This window comes from Ectopseudomonas khazarica, from assembly GCF_004521985.1.
GTDB lineage: Bacteria > Pseudomonadota > Gammaproteobacteria > Pseudomonadales > Pseudomonadaceae > Aquipseudomonas > Aquipseudomonas khazarica.
The window spans coordinates 76,294-92,695 of the sequence record NZ_SBHZ01000007.1; the positions used below are offsets into that span (position 1 = coordinate 76,294).

19 protein-coding genes are annotated in these 16,402 nt (G+C 65.6%); 10 read left to right on the forward strand and 9 right to left on the reverse strand.

The features are described 5' to 3' along the window. Window positions 1-64: 64 nt before the first annotated feature. Window positions 65-472, forward strand: coding sequence for an SMI1/KNR4 family protein (locus EPK82_RS10790; protein WP_037055555.1), 408 nt, complete (start codon window positions 65-67; stop codon window positions 470-472). A 101-nt stretch (window positions 473-573) separates the two neighbouring features. Here the strand turns inward: EPK82_RS10790 and EPK82_RS10795 are convergent, their stop codons facing one another. After that, window positions 574-1,227, reverse strand: coding sequence for a GntR family transcriptional regulator (locus tag EPK82_RS10795; protein ID WP_134676567.1), 654 nt, complete (start codon window positions 1,225-1,227; stop codon window positions 574-576). 245 nt (window positions 1,228-1,472) lie between these two features. On the opposite strand from EPK82_RS10795, the gene EPK82_RS10800 reads away from it, so the two are divergent. The 5 genes from EPK82_RS10800 to EPK82_RS10820 all read left to right on the forward strand — a co-directional run bounded on the left by EPK82_RS10800 (window position 1,473) and on the right by EPK82_RS10820 (window position 6,888). Continuing rightward, on the forward strand, window positions 1,473-2,867 hold the full coding sequence (locus EPK82_RS10800; protein WP_134676568.1) for an aspartate aminotransferase family protein: 1,395 nt from the start codon (window positions 1,473-1,475) through the stop codon (window positions 2,865-2,867). 96 nt (window positions 2,868-2,963) lie between these two features. Next, window positions 2,964-4,331 carry a glutamine synthetase family protein gene (locus tag EPK82_RS10805; protein WP_134676569.1) on the forward strand — a complete coding sequence of 456 codons (1,368 nt, stop codon included), beginning with the start codon at window positions 2,964-2,966 and terminating at the stop codon, window positions 4,329-4,331. Between the two features lie 117 nt (window positions 4,332-4,448). Beyond that, a complete protein-coding gene (locus tag EPK82_RS10810; protein WP_167494336.1) occupies window positions 4,449-5,252 on the forward strand; it encodes a DUF1190 domain-containing protein in 804 nt (267 codons plus the stop codon). 6 nt (window positions 5,253-5,258) lie between these two features. Next, on the forward strand, window positions 5,259-6,119 hold the full coding sequence (locus EPK82_RS10815) for a hypothetical protein (protein WP_134676571.1): 861 nt from the start codon (window positions 5,259-5,261) through the stop codon (window positions 6,117-6,119). Next, window positions 6,109-6,888: a hypothetical protein gene (locus EPK82_RS10820; RefSeq protein WP_134676572.1), complete on the forward strand. Its 780-nt coding sequence runs from the start codon at window positions 6,109-6,111 to the stop codon at window positions 6,886-6,888. The genes EPK82_RS10815 and EPK82_RS10820 overlap by 11 nt, the downstream gene beginning before the upstream one ends. Here the strand turns inward: EPK82_RS10820 and EPK82_RS10825 are convergent. Together EPK82_RS10825 and EPK82_RS10830 are read right to left on the reverse strand one after the other, a co-directional pair. Then, entirely contained in the window at window positions 6,856-8,019 is a 1,164-nt protein-coding gene (locus tag EPK82_RS10825) for a glutathionylspermidine synthase family protein (protein WP_134676573.1), read from the reverse strand. The genes EPK82_RS10820 and EPK82_RS10825 overlap by 33 nt on opposite strands. 146 nt (window positions 8,020-8,165) lie before the next feature. After that, window positions 8,166-8,876, reverse strand: coding sequence for a tetratricopeptide repeat protein (locus tag EPK82_RS10830; protein WP_134676574.1), 711 nt, complete (start codon window positions 8,874-8,876; stop codon window positions 8,166-8,168). Between the two features lie 104 nt (window positions 8,877-8,980). Here EPK82_RS10830 and EPK82_RS10835 point away from each other — a divergent pair, with 104 nt between their 5' ends. Then, entirely contained in the window at window positions 8,981-9,466 is a 486-nt protein-coding gene (locus tag EPK82_RS10835; protein WP_037055566.1) for an acyl-CoA thioesterase, read from the forward strand. Window positions 9,467-9,491: 25 nt separating this feature from the next. Here EPK82_RS10835 and EPK82_RS10840 read toward each other — a convergent pair whose 3' ends face one another. Then, a complete protein-coding gene (locus EPK82_RS10840) occupies window positions 9,492-10,025 on the reverse strand; it encodes a TFIIB-type zinc ribbon-containing protein (RefSeq protein ID WP_134676575.1) in 534 nt (177 codons plus the stop codon). A 121-nt stretch (window positions 10,026-10,146) separates the two neighbouring features. On the opposite strand from EPK82_RS10840, the gene EPK82_RS10845 reads away from it, so the two are divergent. Beyond that, window positions 10,147-10,542: a DUF3301 domain-containing protein gene (locus EPK82_RS10845; RefSeq protein ID WP_037055569.1), complete on the forward strand. Its 396-nt coding sequence runs from the start codon at window positions 10,147-10,149 to the stop codon at window positions 10,540-10,542. A gap of 95 nt (window positions 10,543-10,637) precedes the next feature. On the opposite strand, the gene EPK82_RS10850 is transcribed toward EPK82_RS10845, so the two are convergent. Together EPK82_RS10850 and EPK82_RS10855 are read right to left on the reverse strand one after the other, a co-directional pair. Beyond that, window positions 10,638-11,516, reverse strand: coding sequence for an alpha/beta fold hydrolase (locus EPK82_RS10850; RefSeq protein WP_047584226.1), 879 nt, complete (start codon window positions 11,514-11,516; stop codon window positions 10,638-10,640). A gap of 36 nt (window positions 11,517-11,552) precedes the next feature. Next, entirely contained in the window at window positions 11,553-12,530 is a 978-nt protein-coding gene (locus EPK82_RS10855) for a CobW family GTP-binding protein (protein ID WP_134676576.1), read from the reverse strand. 84 nt (window positions 12,531-12,614) lie between these two features. On the opposite strand from EPK82_RS10855, the gene EPK82_RS10860 reads away from it, so the two are divergent. After that, entirely contained in the window at window positions 12,615-12,965 is a 351-nt protein-coding gene (locus tag EPK82_RS10860; RefSeq protein ID WP_037055574.1) for a hypothetical protein, read from the forward strand. Between the two features lie 185 nt (window positions 12,966-13,150). On the opposite strand, the gene EPK82_RS10865 is transcribed toward EPK82_RS10860, so the two are convergent. Genes EPK82_RS10865 through dksA form a run of 3 tightly spaced genes read right to left on the reverse strand, consistent with a single transcriptional unit; the run spans window position 13,151 to window position 15,437 of the window. Continuing rightward, window positions 13,151-13,795, reverse strand: a complete 645-nt coding sequence (locus EPK82_RS10865) for a DUF1826 domain-containing protein (RefSeq protein WP_134676577.1) — start codon at window positions 13,793-13,795, stop codon at window positions 13,151-13,153. Further along, complete coding sequence (gene zigA / locus EPK82_RS10870; protein WP_037055578.1) at window positions 13,795-15,000, reverse strand: zinc metallochaperone GTPase ZigA; 1,206 nt, start codon at window positions 14,998-15,000, stop codon at window positions 13,795-13,797. Before zigA ends, EPK82_RS10865 begins: the two co-directional genes overlap by 1 nt. 14 nt (window positions 15,001-15,014) lie before the next feature. Next, on the reverse strand, window positions 15,015-15,437 hold the full coding sequence (dksA, locus tag EPK82_RS10875; RefSeq protein ID WP_037055581.1) for an RNA polymerase-binding protein DksA: 423 nt from the start codon (window positions 15,435-15,437) through the stop codon (window positions 15,015-15,017). 71 nt (window positions 15,438-15,508) lie between these two features. Between dksA and folE2 the strand changes: the two genes are divergently transcribed. Further along, entirely contained in the window at window positions 15,509-16,399 is an 891-nt protein-coding gene (gene folE2 / locus EPK82_RS10880; protein ID WP_134676578.1) for a GTP cyclohydrolase FolE2, read from the forward strand. Window positions 16,400-16,402 lie beyond the last annotated feature (3 nt).

The window sequence follows — 16,402 nt, forward strand, 5'->3', positions numbered from 1 at the left end:
TGAGCAATACCTCGAATCCCGCGGCTAGGGTATAAAGCTGCCCGCCCATAAGGAGAGCCCTATCGTGGAAGAAGTCATCGAACAGCTGCGCGAACTCAACGAACCGGTGCCGGTACCGCTGGAGCTGCCGGAGGAAGAGACCCTGGTGGAGATTCAGGAGCAGATCCTCATCCACCTGCCCTTCGAGCTGCGCGAGTTCCTGCTCAAGGTCAGCGACGTGGTCTATGGCCGCCTGGAGCCGGTGACCGCCAGCGACCCGCAATCGCACACCTACCTGCCGGAAGTGGCCTCGGTGGCCTGGGACCTCGGCCTGCCACGCGACCTGGTGCCGCTGTGCCAGGACGGCCGCGACTACTACGCCGTGGACGTGGAAGGCCAGGTGTGGCTGTGGGACGGCGACGAGGGTGAGCTGACCGACGAGAGCTGGGATTCGGTCTGGCACTGGTGCCGCGACGTCTGGCTGGAAAGCTGATCGGCGTCGCCACCAAAGCGCCGCACACGGCTGGCCGCTACACCTGAACCCGAGGCAGGAGCTTCAGCCGCGACCGGCACACCCCATCAGGCAAACCCGGCTCACACCTCGCCCTGTTCCAGCGCCAGCAGGTTGAGCAGAAACCGCGCGAAGTACAGCAGGTCCTGCTCCATGGCCTGGCGCGCCCCCTTGGCATCGCCAGCCTCGATGGCGGCGAAGGCGTCCTCGTGAAAGTCGTTGAGCCGCAGTGACAGGTCGGCGCCGGTGAACAGGCGGTTGAAGAAGGGACCGATCTGCAGCCACAGCGCCTCGATCGAACGCAGCAGCACCGGGTTGCCGCACGCGCCGTACAGGTGCAGATGAAACTGGCTGTTGGCGTTCAGGTAGTCCTGCACCTGGCGTTGTTCGATGGCTGCATCCATGCGCTGCACGCAGTCGCGCAGCAGCGCCAGGTCCGCGCTGTTCAGCCGTGGCGTCGCCAGCTCGACCGCCATGCCCTCCAGCGCCAGGCGCACCTGGAAGATGTTCTCGTAGCGCTCACGCGTCATCGATGGCACCCGCACCGAGCGTTGCTGCTCGCCCTCCAGCACCCCCTCGGCCACCAGCCGCTGCAGGGCGGCGCGGACCGGCATCGGGCTGGTACCCCACTCGGCAGCCAGGTCGCGGATCTTCAGCCGCTGGCCCGGCTGGAAGCGCCCGGCCAGCAGGCCCGAGCGAATGTTCTGGTACAGCTGTTCCTGCAGGTTGTCAGCCATGGGCCGGCTCCCTCGGTGGCGCCGGCAGTTGAGCAAGGGTGAGGCTACAGTCGCGCATGGAAGGCTCCGCTGGGAAAATCCGACAAGTCTACGTCGATACTGATTTTGTGTGAAAAAACGCTATAGCGTAAATATTCTGTGATCACAAATTAGAAGTTTACTGCCTTAATAAACGGTTAGATCCTACCGTTTACTATTTTGTGATCACAAAATATGATGCGCGAAACCCCATCGAGGTACTTCCCATGACCACCGCCAGTGGTATCAGCCAAGCCGCCGTGGAGCGTTTCGTCGCTGCCGAGCGCGAGCTGTTCCTGTCCCGCAACCCGAAATCCGCAGCCCTGGCCGAACGTGCACGCCATTCGCTGTACGGCGGCGTGCCGATGCACTGGATGGCCGACTGGTCGACACCGGTGCCGCTGTTCGTCGAGCGCGCCAAGGGCGCACGCTTCTTCGACGTGGACGGTCATGAGTACATCGACTTCTGCCTGGGCGACACCGGCAGCATGTTCGGTCACTCGCCCGATCCCGTGGCCCGCGCCATCGCCGAGCAGGCCGGCAACGGCCTGACCACCATGCTCCCCGGCGAGGATGCCGTGGTCTGCGGCGAACTGCTGGCGCAGCGCTTCGGCCTGCCGTACTGGCAGGTCACCGCCACGGCGACCGACTCCAACCGCTACGTGCTGCGTTGGGCGCGCGCCATCACCCAGCGCAAGACCCTGCTGGTGTTCGACGGCTGCTACCACGGCACCGTCGATGACGTGATGGTGCGCCACAGGGACGGCCAGACGGTGCACCGCTCGGGACTGATCGGCCAGGCCTACGACCTGACCGAGCACAGCCGCGCCATCCCCTTCAACGATGTCGCAGCGCTGGAGGCCGCCCTGGCCCAGGGTGATGTCTGCGCCCTGCTCTGCGAGCCGGCGATGACCAACATCGGCATGGTCCTCCCCGATCCGGGCTTCATGCAGCGCTGCCGCGAGCTGACGCGCCAGTACGGCAGCCTGCTGATCATCGACGAGACCCATACCATCTCCACCGACATCGGCGGCTGTACCCGCCTGTGGGGGCTGGAGCCGGACTTCTTCGTGGTCGGCAAGCCCATCGCCGGCGGCGTGCCCTGCGGTATCTTCGGCTGCAGCGCGGCGATGGCCAGCGCCATGAACCAAGCCCGCCAGCGCGCCAGCGAAGGCAGCCAGGGTCATGGCCACAGCGGCATGGGCACCACCCTGTCGGCCAACGCCCTGGCCATGCACTGCATGCGCGCCAACCTGGAGCAGGTGATGACCCAGGATGCCTACGACCGCATGCTGCCGCTGGCCGCGCGCCTGGCCGAAGGCTTCCGTCAGCTGATCGGCCGGCACGGCCTCGACTGGTCGGTGACCGAGCTGGGCGCACGCTGCGAATTCCAGTTCTGTGCCACAGCGCCGCGCACCGGGGCCGAAGCCGAGGCCGCCTTCCATGACGAGCTGCAGATGGCCTTGCACCTGTACCTGATCAACCGCGGCATCCTCATCACCCCGTTCCACAACATGACCCTGTGCTGTCCGAGCACCACGACCGAGGATGTGGACAAGCTGATCGTCACACTCGACCTGGCCTTGAGCGAGCTACTGGCCATCCCCGGCGCCCGCGAGTAAGCCCCAAAGGATGCCTGTGGGAGGGGCTTCAGCCGCGACAGTCGCCGCTGAAGCGCCTCCCACAGACGCGCCCCACGACCTTCTACGAGAACCCACATGCAATTCGCCCACCCTCAGGAAGCCCACGACTTCCTCGAACGCCACCCCGAGGTGCGCAGCATCGAACTGATGCTGATCGACGCCAATGGCATCCCGCGCGGCAAGCTGCTGCACCGCGACGAACTGCTGGCCATCTACGAGAACGGCCGGCCGCTGCCCAGTTCGATCCTGTCGCTGACCCTCCAGGGCGAGGACGTCGAGGCCAGCGGCCTGGTCTGGGAAGTGGCCGACGCCGACTGCTGGACCTACCCGCTGCCCGGCAGCCTGACCCTGCAACCCTGGCGCACCGTGCCCACCGGCCAGCTGCAGGTGAGCATGCACCCGACCCAGGGCCTGCCAGCCACGCCGGGCGACCCGCGCCACGTGCTGGTGCGGGCCATCGACGCGCTCAAGGCCGACGGCTATCACCCGGTGATGGCGGTGGAGCTGGAGTTCTATTTGCTGGACAAGCAGCGCGACGCCAATGGTCGCCCGCAGCCTGCCGTGCAGATGAACGGCGTGCGCCCGCAGGCGCCACAGGTCTACGGCGTCTACGAGCTGGAACAGCTACAGCCGTTCCTCGACGACCTCTACGCCGCCTGCGAGGTGCAGGGCCTGCCGGTGCGCACGGCGATCTCCGAATACGCACCGGGCCAGCTGGAGCTGACCCTGGAGCACCGTTTCGACGCCCTGCAGGCCGTCGATGAAGGCGTGCGCTACAAACGCCTGGTCAAGGGCGTGGCCAACAAACACGGCTTGCAGGCCTGCTTCATGGCCAAGCCCTTCGGCGACCTGGCCGGCAGCGGTCTGCACATGCACGTCTCGCTGGCCGACGAGAGCGGCAACAACCTGATGGCCAGCGACGACCCGCAGGGTACGCCGCTGCTGCGCCACGCCATCGGCGGCATGATGGCCACGCTCGACGATGCGCTGGCGATCTTCTGCCCCAACGCCAACTCCTTCCGCCGTTTCCAGGCCAACAGCTATGCACCGCTGGCCAAGAGCTGGGGGGTGAACAACCGCACCGTGTCCTTCCGCGTGCCGGGCGGGCCGGCCCACAGCCGTCATGTCGAACACCGCATCTGCGGCGCCGATGCCAACCCCTACCTGGCGGCGGCCGCGATTCTCGCCGGCATCCACAAGGGCATCCGCGAACAGATCGATCCGGGGGCGGCCATCGTCGGCAACGGCTACGAACAGGCCCGCGAAACGCTGCCCACGGATTGGCTTACCGCCCTGCGCAACCTGGAAGGTTCAAGCTGGGCGCGCGAAGCGCTGGGCGAGGACTTCCTCAAGGTGTTCCTGGCGATCAAATGGGCCGAGTACCGCCAGTTCATGGGCGAAGTGAGCGAACAGGACTGGCGCTGGTACCTGAGCCACGCCTGAGTCTGGGACGTGGATGAACACCATTGAGGGACTGTGTCACATCCTGCTCGATGGCGGTTGACCCGAGAGTGCCGGAACCTTCTAATTCCTTCCCTCTGCGCTAAACATGGAATGTTTATGTCTACCGCCAAAGATCCATCGGCACCTGCTACGTCATCCCCTGCCCCAATGCATATCGCTGCTCGACGGCAAAAACGCGCCGGGGTGCTCACCCTCAGCCTCATGGGGGTTACGCCTCTGGTTTTGCTGGCCTGGGATCCGATGTACCGCGACGTGCAGGTATTCCAAAACCTGGCAAGCTGTGAACAGAGCACTGGACTACCCACCGAGAAATGCAAACAACTCCGCGACGAGGCATGGCGCCGCACGACTCAGCTGGCGCCAAGCTACGCCAGCTTTTCGGCCTGTGAACGCGAGTTCACGCGCATCGATAACAACTGCAAGATAGGTGTGTGGTGCGCGGCCCAAGCAGTGACGAACTGTTCACTGGGGGACGACGGCCTGGCCCGCCCGGTACCAGCTGCCTTTCTCGTCAGTCGCGGACTGGTTGGGCAAATGCGCGGTAGCGAACCCGTCGACTGGACCGAAGTCGGTGCCGATGAGTTGCAACCGGTTTTCGGGATGACCGAAGAAACCATCTACGGCAGCAACAGCAGCGCCTATACCAGCAACTACTACGGTGCTCACTACGCCTATGCTGGCCGCAATCTGCTTCTGTTCACCAGCCAGGGGCAATATCTGGGTCATCAGAACAACCGACAGCTCAGCAGTCAACTCAACCTGCACCGCAGCCACCTGCAAGCCTCCAGCTATACCCAACAATTTCAGGGGAATCAGCTGCCAGCACGTTTCCAGGGTAGCGCCAGCCGTGGCGGGTTTGGTGCGACGGCTCGCAGCAGCATGGCGATGGCCAGTGGGTAATCAATGATGTGGTTACGAATTGGACTGTTGCTCGGCTGCCTGCTTTCCACCTCGATCTCCCAGGCGGACGACCTGGACAGCAGTATTGGTACCGCCAATGCGCTGCTCGATGACCTGCACCGGCTCATTGCCGAAAACCCCGCCAAGTTGCGAGTACGCCTGCCGAACAGCACTGAATGGGTAAACCTGAAGCCGCTTGGCCTTGCACCTGCCTGCCTCGCACCGGTGCTGGTGCACCCCTCAGCCCCGCAACGAGCACTGACGCAGTGCAGCGGCATGCAGATGACCAAGCTTGGGCCGGTTTTCATGACGGCCTCGATCTTCTGGACTTATGACAATGGCTGGGAGCTTGGCCAGGTGCTGCGGTTGCAGGTGAAGGGCTTCACTCGTGAGAGCAATCACACCGACGATGCAGACCTGAGCAAAGAGCCCCCCATGATTCAGGCCCTGGCGGCCGCCGAATCGCCCGAACTGAAAAAACTGGCAGGCCTCTGGGCCACGCTGCAAAAACAGCGTTTGCCGGCCCGGACAGACAAACAGTGGGGAGCATCTGAACCCTGGCCCATGAATCTGCTGGCGTTACATGAGGATGGCCGAGTCAAACTGAGCGGGTTGCGTCTGGCAGGACTGCATACCTGGCAGAGCTGGTGGGCAGAGCAACCCAGAACGGAGGGAATCAGGGCGCTGGTCGGGGTAGAGATACAGCAGGGAGGCAAGTCGCCTGCTCTGCAGGTGGGCGAGCTGTCCCTGGCCAAGGTGCCATTCGCGGTGGTGTTGCTACCAGCCGATCAGCAACCTAGCGAAGAGCTGCCGTTGTGGCAGGACGAGAATTGGCAATTGTTGATGGTACGCACCGATGGCAAATGATGAGCAGAACCTTGCAGTGGCAGGCGCAGAAGAATTCTTCGCCCCCCTCCCGCGCATCGTGCAAGTCGATCAGGCAAACGGCTGCGTCATGCTGGTCGGAGCCACGCACGGCTTGACCCTGATGCTGTGCTGCCTGATACCACTATTGCTCGGGCTGATGCTCGCCGCTCAGTTGGCCCTCGATTTTCTGCCCTGGCCCATAGGCAATTATGAACTGACGCTGCTGGTGTGGACCGCTCTTTGGCTGGCCTTTCTGGTCTACAGCTTGTGCTACGGCGCTTATGTAGAGACCTATCTGTTCAGCTCGCAGCGGCAACGGCTGTGGCACCTGAACAGTGGCGAGACCCTCGACCTGAAGGCGCTGGCCGAACTGTCGCGTACCCGCGAGTCGACACAGGATCCTGCCACCCTCGAACTATCGCCGCAGGAGCGTCTGTTACCGACGTCCGCCGAGCACCTGCTGCTGCTCGACTGGCAACAGACACAGAATCTGCCGCCCTACAGGCCTAGTTCGCTGCTTTCCTACTTGCGCAGCTTCTGGAGCACAGATGCCTGGTGGCTAATGGGCGTAACAATAGGTATCTGCCTGCTGGTAACCCTATTGGCCGTTGGCTCGCTGACAGCTCTGTTCCTGGCAGTATTGGCCCTGGCAGTGGCCTGGCTAGCCAGCGCCCTGGCCGGCTTCAGCCTGCAGCACCAGGCATCGAAGCGCGCCAAGGCACTGCTGGGCGAGCGCTCAATCGAGGATGTAATGCGGGACGAAGCGTGAGCTGTCCTGCGTGATGGCGCTACGATCTTCGCGAATACCTATACCCACTGGCTGGCCGCCGACCAGCCAACTACCGATGATAGGGTGCTGCCCATCCATGCAGGGCGGCGGGCACCAGGCCTGCAGAATAGCCGGCCCCTGATCGTAGGGGCCCGGCACAACAAGCTCCACCCCGCTGTCGCTCTCCACTTGGATATTCGCCCCCTCGCGAGAGAAGAAGGGCTTGCGTACCCAGCGCTGTCCCAGCTGGCTCATGTCCGCTTCATCGGCAAAACATGCAGGAAGCAAGTTGGGGTGGCCGCGGTGTCGTTGCCAGAGCAAGGGCAATATGGCCTTGTTTGAGAGCAGGGTCTTCCAGGCGGGCTCGATGAAGCGTGTGCGACTCTCAAGCAGATGGCGGGAGAAGTCCTCCTCGAGCAACCACTCCCAGGGGTAGAGCTTGAATAGCTGGATCAGCGGCTGATTATGCAGATCGACGAAGCCCTTGCCGGGTAAATGGCCGATATCGTCGATATACAAAAGCTGTGGCTGCAGGCCGGCCTGGTTAGCGCAGTCCGCCAGGTAAGTGAGGGTTCCCTCGTCTTCAATATGGTCGCGGCAGCAGGCCAGGTGGAAGGGTTGGCCTGCCAGGCCGATACGTTGCAGCCGCTCGATCAGTGCCTCCTGAACCAGGTTGTACTGATCTGCCCGTTCCGGCAGCAAGCCACGCTCACGGCACTGCTCCAACCATACCCATTGAAAGAAAGCCGCCTCGTAGAGGCCGGTTGGGGTATCGGCATTGTACTCATAGAAGCGCGCCGGCCCCTGGCCGTCGTAGGTCAGATCCATGCGCCCATACAACGCTGGCTCGCGTGAGCGCCAGCTATCTCTGATCAGCGTCCAGTGTGCTTCGGGCACCGCCATCCGCCGCAGCAGAACCTCGCTTTCCACTGCCTCCTCGACCAGTGCCATGCACATGGCCTCGAGCTCTGCTGTGGGGGTTTCTATATCGTCTTCGATCTGGCGCAGGCTGAAGCGGTAACAAACGTTCTCATCCCAGTAGGGTTCTCCGCCGATGGAATGGAAGTGAAAGCCGAGTGCCGTAGCTTGCTCGCACCAATCCTGGCGCGGAGTGATGGAATGTCGCTGCATGGAACGTCCGTGTAGTGCCCTGAAAAATGGGTCGCCATTCTAGCGCCAGCCTGTACCTTGATTGTTGATCAAGACGGCAACTCAGCGACGGCATCGCTCGACGGCCCATGCTCTCCACACATTGCGGTAATGGTCCCCTCTGCGCATCACCGACTCACCTTGATGTACCCGCCCGCCACGCTGATGCCCATGCCGCCGTAGTCCTGACAGCCGTCGTCGAACACCTCCAGCACGCGCAGGGCGATGCCTTCGCGCAGCAGCTGCACGGCGCAACCGGCGCCCAGCTGGGCGTCCTGCAGTGTCATCGCGGCGCCATCGCCGTGCAGGCGACCGTCCAGCTTGCCGATGGCTGCCGGGCCGTATTCCTCCACCCGCGCCCCGGCGCGCAGCGGCGAGAAGCGGGCGCGATAGCCACCCTGCGGGTCGGCGCTGATCTGCAGCTCGCTCCACACCGCCTGGCCGCCGTAGCGCAGGTAGCGACCCTGGGGACTGGCGGCCAGCGCCTGGTAATCCAGCGCCTCGGCCACCTTGCCCAGGTGCAGGCGGGTCGAGGCGCCGTTGAGCTGCCTGTCCAGGGCCACGCCCAGCCAGGCCCGCGCCATGCCGGCATCGCCAGCGCGCAGGTTGGCCAGGATCAGGTTGTTCAGGGCCAGTTCCAACTGTGCCGAGTCACCCTGCTCGACACGTCGTAACTGACGCTCGAACGCTTCGATGGCCGGCGCATACTGGCCGGCCTGGTAGGCGGCCGTGCCGCGCTGGTTGCACTGCACCACGGTGGCGCAGTCCTCGGTTGCCTGCGCACTGCCGGCGACGGCAAGCAGCAGGGACAGGTACAGACGTTTCGAGCGGATTGGCATGGATGGCATCCTTGCAACAGGAAGTGGCGAGTCTAGTTTGAATCTTGCATCCCCAGGGCCGACGGGCCTTACTCTCAGCAGCCCCACACGTACTCGGAGCCATGATGGAAGCCGGAACCGCGCAACTGACGATGACCGTACTGATGACCCCGGACATGGCCAATTTCTCCGGCAATGTCCACGGCGGCACCCTGCTCAAGTACCTCGACGAGGTGGCCTACGCCTGTGCCAGCCGCTACGCGGGGCGCTACGTGGTGACCCTGTCCGTGGACCAGGTGATCTTCCGCGAGCCGGTACACGTCGGCGAGATGGTCACCTTCCTCGCCTCGGTCAACTACTGCGGGCGCACCTCGATGGAGATCGGCATCAAGGTGATCACCGAGAACATTCGCGAACGCTCGGTGCGCCACACCAACAGCTGTTTCTTCACCATGGTGGCGATGGACGACCAGGGACGCCCGGCAGCGGTGCCCGAACTGCAACCGGACACCCCGGACGGCTTGCGCCGCCAGCGCCAGGCCGCACAGCGCCGGCAGATCCGCGAGGAGCTGCAGTTGCGCTACAAGGCACTGAGCGAGGAAAAGGCCTGAGCACGTCCTGCCAGAGGCCGCGCCTTCAGTCGTGGCCGATGTAGAACAACAGTTCGCGGCGCCGCGGATGGTCCTTGAGCCACTCGCGAATCTCGTCGGCACGGGCAATCGCCTCCTCCCCCGCGATGCGCGTGAAGCGCTCGCGCCGCGCCTGCTCGCTGGCCTGCTGACGCACCTGGCGCTGCCAGGCCTCGGTGAAGATCGCCGGCATGCGGTGGCTCAGCTCCAGCGCCTTGAGCAGCTGCCACTCGCCGCTGTCGAGCCAGGCCTCGTCACAGGTGCCGCAGAGGTCGAGACGGTTGGCACGGGTACCGCTGATCTGAAACTTGCTCATCAGCTTGGCGCACTTGGGGCAGCTCAGGGCGTGGCTGGACTCGCCCACTTGTTCCTCGGCGGCCAGTGTCGCCACACCCTCCTGCTCCGGCTGGCGCTCGGCCCAGTCGCGGTAATGCAGCAGGCTGACCAGGGTGCCCGAGCACTGCGGGCAACCATGGCCCAGCAGGCCGTCTTCGAGTTTCGCCGGTTGCAGGCGGCTGGTGCGGCAGGCGGGGCAGTGCATGGTGACGTCCTTTTCCAGTTGAATGCGCGCACGCTAATGCACAGCCGACACAAGGGCAAGTTGGTAGCTGAGAACTGCTTGGCGGATAGGCTAAGCTCTGTCTCCCGAAGTCGGAGTCACCATGATCAACCTGTTCGATGCATTCCTGTTGATACTGTTCGCCGCCGTCTGCGCCTGGCTGTGGCGCGGCCACGGCATTCGCGAGCGGGCCCTGCAACTGGCCAAGCAGCATTGCGCCAAGCTCGATGTGGAGCTGCTGGACGGTGCCGTGGCGCTGCGCCGCCTGGCCATCCAGCGCGACGCCAGGGGCCACCGCCGGCTGGCCCGGCTCTACGACTTCGAGTTCACCGTCACCGGCGAGCAGCGCCTGCGCGGGCAGATCAGCATGTTCGGCGCACACCTCGGGCGCATCGAGCTGGAGCCGCACCCGGTTCTGGAGCCGCAGCCCGAGCCGGTTTCGGTGCAGCATCCGGGCAACGTCATCCGCCTGGAAGACTGGCGCCGCAAGGCGCAGTAAGGCAGCGCGCAGCCTTGATCCCGGGCGCCGGCTTGCCAGCGATACCGTGCCACTCGATCGCCGGCAAGCCGGCTCCTACATGATGCGGAGCCCCATCAGCCGCGTTGCAGCAGGAAGTTCGCCACCCGTTCGGCACTGTCTGCCGGCTGTTCCTGCATGAAGCAGTGCCCGCCCGGCACCACCTGGCTGCGGACGTGGCCGTTACCTGCGCACCAGCGCGCCACCGACTTCGCCACGAAGGGGTAGGTACGCGCGCCGTGAATCACCTGCGTCGGCGTCGAGATCTTGCCCAGCGACGGCCACAGCCGGCGCGGGTAGGAGCCGAAGATGTCGGCTTCACGGCTTGGCCGGCACTTGAGTTCGACGCCACCCTCGACATCCTTCAAGGCATGCTCGACGTAGGCGGCGAAGGCCGCTTCATCCCAGCCCTTGAACATGCCACGGCCGTGCAGGGCAGCATGGGCGCTGGCGCGGTCCGGCCATTGCCGGCGGCGCTTCTGCGCCCGCTTGGCCATCCCGGTGCGCTGCGCCAGGCCAACCACGTCGGACAGCGCCATGACGCCGATCATCGCCGGGCTGAACAGCACCGGGTCGAGCAGCACGGCGCGCCGGAACAGCTCGGGATGGCGGGCCAGGATCAGGCTGGTGAGCACCCCGCCGAAGCTGTGCCCGACGGCAAAGCGCGCTACCTCGCCGAACGGGCCACGCAGGGCCTCGAAAGCCTCCACCGCCAGCTCGGCGCTGCGGTTCCAGCCGTGGAAGCGACCGCCATGATCACTGTCGCCATGCCCCTGGGCGTCGCACAGCCAGAGGTCGAAGTCCTCCGCCAGCAGCGCCAGCATCGGCGTGTAGACCCGCCCGCAGTAGCCGTTGCCATGCAGGAAATGCAGCAGCGGCTTGCCCGACGGCGGGCTGTGCCAGCCGCGCAAAGTGAAACCGGCAGAGGTGGCGTGAGACCAGGACAGCAGTTGCATGAGGTTATCCACAGCGATGAAAGCGCGGCGAGTGTATCAGCCAGCCGGGGCGATCCGGCAGCGGGCGAACGCCGCCGTCAGTGCATCGGCGTCGTGCGCCTGCGCGAAGATCAGCTCCAGACGCGAGTCCTTGCGCCATTCGCTCGTCCCCCAGTCCTGCAGCGCCTGTCCCTGCACGGCATTGAGCGAACGCCAGCCGGCCGCGCCGTGCACCACCGCCTTGGCACGCCGCCAGTCCAGGCCCTGCAACCACTGCCCGAGCGACGCCAGGTCGAAGCGCTGGCTCGGATGCCAGCGCCAGCCGATGCTCCAGTCTTCCGCCTGAGCCTGCACCTGGCAGATCGGCTCGGCCGCGTTGCGCCAGATCTGCTGCAGGCTCGCCGCACCTGTGGGTAACCCGGCGCCGGCCCCGCCCGCCGCGGCCTGCGCCGCCACGCCCGGCAGCTCGGCCAGATCGAGCTGCCCATGCTCGCTCCACCGCAGTGGCACGGGTGGGAGTGCGGCGGCAATCCGCGCGCGGCTCGCCGCATCCAGCCCGGCACTCTTGTTCAGCAGCAGCAAACCGGCATCCGCCAGGGCCTGACGCTGCACCTCCGGCAACGCCTGGCCCTCAGCCAGCGCCTGGGCATCGAGCACCAGCAGCGCCGGTTGCACGGCCAGCACGCCGAGCCAGGGCGGCTGACGCAGCTGCGCCAGCAACTGCGCCGGGTGACCGAGGCCGGACGGCTCGATCAGCAGGCGGTCGGGCCTGGCCTTGCGCAGCAGGCGGCCCAGGCCGACCTGAAACGGTGCGCCGTTGACGCAACACAGGCAACCGCCCGCCACCTCGGCCATGGCGACCGCATCGTCGCCCTGCTCCAGCAGCGCGGCGTCCAGGCCGATCTGGCCGAATTCGTTGATCAGCACCGCCCAGCGTTCGTGCGCCGGCTTCTGCGCCAGCAGATGACGAATCAGGCTGGTCTTGCCTGCGCCCAGCGGGCCGGCGATCAGATGAGTGGGGATGTGAGTGAGCATGGGCCTATGGTCGGTGCTTCATGGCACAGACTGCAACGGGTCGGCGTGCTAGATTCGCGGACGGTTTTTCCCGGAGTCGAGCAGATGCGTGCATGGTTGTTGCTGTTTTCCCTACTGCCGGGCCTGGCGCTCGCCGAGGCCTGTATCGTGCGTAGCCAGGCGGAGCGCCTGGATGTGAAGGTGTGCCAGGAGAACCGCAATATCCCCTCCTCGCTGTTCCACGAGGGCTTTTGCCAGCCGCAGCTGAAGGGCCAGAAGGTCGAGGTGGAGTTCGTCGAGCAATGCCCGCAAGGCGCCTACGGGGTCTGCCAGAACGCGCTCGCCGGCAACGACCTGTACCAGCAGGACATCCACTACTACGGCGTGGCCAGCGATGCGCTGTATCTGGAGCCCGCCTGCACCAGCCAGTATCGCGGCAAGTGGATCAAGCCCTGACATCAAAGCGTCATCGAACAAGCGCCTAATAGCCACGGGTACCTCACGTAACCCTCATGTCGAGTCACGCGTCGACATGATCTCTTGGTGCTTGAAGCCGGGGCAGTCGCTCCGGCTTTTTTTTGCCCCACCGGTGTCTCCGGCACCTGGCCGGCCAGCGGCGTCCTTGGCATGGAGCGCTCGCCTCAGGCCAGCCAGTCCAGCGTCAGCAGCAGGCGTCGTTCGCCGGCCGGAGGCTGCGGCGAGCGGTGGATCAGGCCGCGCCCTTCGTTGCCCTGCCATTTCTCTCCCTTGGCCAAGGCCACATGGCCAGCGCCCAGGCGGCGGATGCAGGCCTCATCCTGCGGCTCGGCAGCCGCCTGACCCAGCCGGCTGCGCGACATGTCCCCCTCCTCCAGCCACTCGCTGCCGACGCCGGCGTAGCTGGTGATCAGCCGCAGCGGCACATGATCGACGTGGAAGCGCGGGCACATGGCCTTGTCCAGCACCCGCAGGCGCAGGCCGATGCGCCGCGCATCGAGCAGACAGGCATAGGCGCCCACCAGCCAGGCCACGTCGGCGAGAAAGGCGCTCTGCCCCGGTATGTCGGCGTACTGCGCCACCAGGCCGAACAGGTTCGGCTCGCTGTCCGGCTGCGCCAGTTCCAGCGTCATCGACTGCGCCAGCGGCTCGCCCTGGGCCAGCAAGGTCTCGGCGAACAGGCTGATCCGCGCCGGCAGCTGGCGCTGCCAGACCGCCAGATTGACGCCGTCGTGCAGCACCTCGCCAAGCACCTCGACACCTTCGCCCAGCACCTGCCGGGAGGCCTTCGGCAACTGCAGGGCGAACATCAGGCCGCCTCCTGCTGCCAGGGCCCGAACGGGTCGGCGAGCAGGCGCCAGGCCTCCGGGCCACCGGCCATCTCGGCGTCGCTCAGCAGGCAGTCGTCCAGCTCACGGCACAGGCGTGCGAAATCGATGTTCTGGCCGATGAACACCAGCTCCTGGCGGCAATCGCCGACCTCGGCGCTCCAGTGCTTCATGATGGCCTGCAGGCCTTCTTCGTCCTGCGGCCAGTGCTGCCTGGGCACGAAACGCCACCAGCGCCCGGCCAGGCCATGACGCATCAGGCCGCCAGCCTGCGACCAGCTGCCCGCCTCCTGGTACTTGCTGGCCAGCCAGAAGAAACCCTTCGAGCGCAGCAGGCGACCGTTGCTCCACTCGCGGCTGAGGAAGTCGAAGAAGCGCTGCGGGTGGAAGGGCCGCCGCGCGCGGTAGGCACTGGAGGCGATACCGTATTCCTCGGTTTCCGGCACGTGCTCGCCGCGCAGCTCCTTGAGCCAGCCCGGCGCCTGCGAGGCGCGGTCGAAGTCGAAGCGGCCGGTGTCGAGGATCGTGTCCAGGGCGACCCGGCCCATGCTCATGACCTCGATCTCGGCATGGGTGTTGAGCCCACGCAGGATGGCCATCAGCTCCTCGCGCTCGGCCTGGCTGATCAGGTCGATCTTGCTGATGAGGATGACGTCGGCGAACTCCACCTGCTCGATCAGCAGGTCGGTGATCGAGCGCTCGTCCTCCTCACCCAGGGTTTCGCCACGGCTGGCCAGGCTGTCCGCCGCGTGGAAATCACGCAGGAAGTTCACCCCGTCGACCACCGTGACCATGGTGTCGAGCCGGGCCAGGTCGGACAGGCTGCGCCCCTGCTCATCGCGGAAGGTGAAGGTCTCGGCCACCGGCAGCGGCTCGCTGATGCCGGTGGACTCGATCAGCAGGTAGTCGAAGCGGCCCTCGCTGGCCAGGCGGCTGACCTCGTCGAGCAGGTCCTCGCGCAGCGTGCAGCAGATGCAGCCATTGCTCATCTCCACCAGCTTCTCTTCGGCGCGGTTGAGGCTGACGTCGCGCTGCACTTCGCTGCCGTCGATGTTGATTTCGCTCATGTCGTTGACGATCACCGCGACCTTGCGGCCTTCGCGGTTCTTCAGCACATGGTTGAGCAGGGTGCTCTTGCCGGCGCCGAGAAAGCCGGACAGCACGGTAACGGGTAGACGCTGATGCATGGGGTGTTCCTCGTTCAGTCACGGTCACGCTGATGTTTTTCGCGCTGCTCCTGACGCTCCTTGGCTTCGATGCAGAGGGTCGCGGTCGGGCGCAGCAGCAGGCGTTTCAGGCCGATGGGCTCGCCGGTTTCGGCGCACCAGCCGTATTCGCCACGGGCCAGGCGTTCGAGCGCCTGGTCGATCTTGTCCAGCAGCTTCTTTTCCCGTTCCAGCAGGCGCAGCTGCCATTGCCGCTGTTCCTCGGCGGCGCCGATGTCGGCGACGTCGCTGCTGCTGTCGGGTTCGCGCAACTGGGCGAATTCGTCGTCGATGCGCAGTTGCAGTTCGCTGCGCTGGCCCAGCAGCAGCGCCCGGAAGAACTGTTGCTGGGCCTCGTTCATGTAGTCGTCGGCCGGCTGGGCGAGCAGCTCGACCTGGGTGGGCACGGTCAGGGTCATGGCAAATCGGCTAGCTTGTTTTGATTGTTATAACATAACATTAATTTCTGACAGCGACCCACGGATTTACGATGAACGAACAACCCCTGCCGGATATCGCCGCCCAAGCCACCCACCACGACCTGTCGCTGGACTGGGTCGGCATGGCCGGCATCGCCCTGCCGATCCGCCTGGCGGGCGAGGCGGTCACGGCCAGCGTCGACATCGGCGTCAGCCTCGACGATGCCGCGGCGCGTGGCATCCACATGTCGCGCCTGTACCTGGCGGCCCAGCGCCTGGTGCACCTCGAGCTGAAGGTGCCGGCCATCCTGCAGGTGCTGGATGACTGCCTGAGCAGCCACCAGGCACTGTCCGACAGCGCCAGCCTGACCCTGCGCGGCGCGGTGCCGCTGAAGCGCCCGGCACTGGTCAGCCCGCTGCACGGCTGGAAGGCCTACCCGTTCGAGATACGCGCCCGCCAGGACGGCCGCGGCCTGACCATCGAGCTGCAGGTCGAGGTCGAGTACTCCTCCACCTGCCCCTGTTCGGCGGCGCTGGCGCGGCAGTTGATCCAGCAGCGCTTCGCCTGGGACTTTCCCGACCGGCAGGCGGACTACCTGAACACGCTCGACTGGCTCGGCTCGACCCAGGGCATCGTCGCCACGCCGCACAGCCAGCGCAGCACGGCTACGCTGCAGCTGCGCCTGCACCCGGCATGCATCGACCTGCCCCTGCTGGCGCTGATCGACAGCGCCGAGCAGGCCCTGGGCACACCGGTCCAGACGGCGGTGAAGCGTGCCGACGAACAGGCCTTCGCCCTGGCCAACGGGCAGAACCTGATGTTCTGCGAGGACGCCGCACGCCGCCTGCACCATGCGCTGGGCCAGTTGCCCGAGGTCAGCGCCTTCCGCCTCAGGGTGGTCCATGCGGAAAGCCTGCACGCCCACGACGCGGTGGCCGAAAGCCGCTGCAACTGGAGCTGAGGC

Excerpts from the sequence above, each read along its gene's own strand:
- EPK82_RS10795 (WP_134676567.1), bottom strand. The coding sequence starts at position 1,227 with ATGGCTGACAACCTGCAGGAACAGCTGTACCAGAACATTCGCTCGGGC.
- EPK82_RS10800 (WP_134676568.1), top strand. The coding sequence starts at position 1,473 with ATGACCACCGCCAGTGGTATCAGCCAAGCCGCCGTGGAGCGTTTCGTC.
- EPK82_RS10805 (WP_134676569.1), top strand. The coding sequence starts at position 2,964 with ATGCAATTCGCCCACCCTCAGGAAGCCCACGACTTCCTCGAACGCCAC.
- EPK82_RS10810 (WP_167494336.1), top strand. The coding sequence starts at position 4,449 with ATGTCTACCGCCAAAGATCCATCGGCACCTGCTACGTCATCCCCTGCC.
- EPK82_RS10815 (WP_134676571.1), top strand. The coding sequence starts at position 5,259 with ATGTGGTTACGAATTGGACTGTTGCTCGGCTGCCTGCTTTCCACCTCG.
- EPK82_RS10820 (WP_134676572.1), top strand. The coding sequence starts at position 6,109 with ATGGCAAATGATGAGCAGAACCTTGCAGTGGCAGGCGCAGAAGAATTC.
- EPK82_RS10825 (WP_134676573.1), bottom strand. The coding sequence starts at position 8,019 with ATGCAGCGACATTCCATCACTCCGCGCCAGGATTGGTGCGAGCAAGCT.
- EPK82_RS10830 (WP_134676574.1), bottom strand. The coding sequence starts at position 8,876 with ATGCCAATCCGCTCGAAACGTCTGTACCTGTCCCTGCTGCTTGCCGTC.
- EPK82_RS10835 (WP_037055566.1), top strand. The coding sequence starts at position 8,981 with ATGGAAGCCGGAACCGCGCAACTGACGATGACCGTACTGATGACCCCG.
- EPK82_RS10840 (WP_134676575.1), bottom strand. The coding sequence starts at position 10,025 with ATGCACTGCCCCGCCTGCCGCACCAGCCGCCTGCAACCGGCGAAACTC.
- EPK82_RS10845 (WP_037055569.1), top strand. The coding sequence starts at position 10,147 with ATGATCAACCTGTTCGATGCATTCCTGTTGATACTGTTCGCCGCCGTC.
- EPK82_RS10850 (WP_047584226.1), bottom strand. The coding sequence starts at position 11,516 with ATGCAACTGCTGTCCTGGTCTCACGCCACCTCTGCCGGTTTCACTTTG.
- EPK82_RS10855 (WP_134676576.1), bottom strand. The coding sequence starts at position 12,530 with ATGCTCACTCACATCCCCACTCATCTGATCGCCGGCCCGCTGGGCGCA.
- EPK82_RS10860 (WP_037055574.1), top strand. The coding sequence starts at position 12,615 with ATGCGTGCATGGTTGTTGCTGTTTTCCCTACTGCCGGGCCTGGCGCTC.
- EPK82_RS10865 (WP_134676577.1), bottom strand. The coding sequence starts at position 13,795 with ATGTTCGCCCTGCAGTTGCCGAAGGCCTCCCGGCAGGTGCTGGGCGAA.
- zigA (WP_037055578.1), bottom strand. The coding sequence starts at position 15,000 with ATGCATCAGCGTCTACCCGTTACCGTGCTGTCCGGCTTTCTCGGCGCC.
- dksA (WP_037055581.1), bottom strand. The coding sequence starts at position 15,437 with ATGACCCTGACCGTGCCCACCCAGGTCGAGCTGCTCGCCCAGCCGGCC.
- folE2 (WP_134676578.1), top strand. The coding sequence starts at position 15,509 with ATGAACGAACAACCCCTGCCGGATATCGCCGCCCAAGCCACCCACCAC.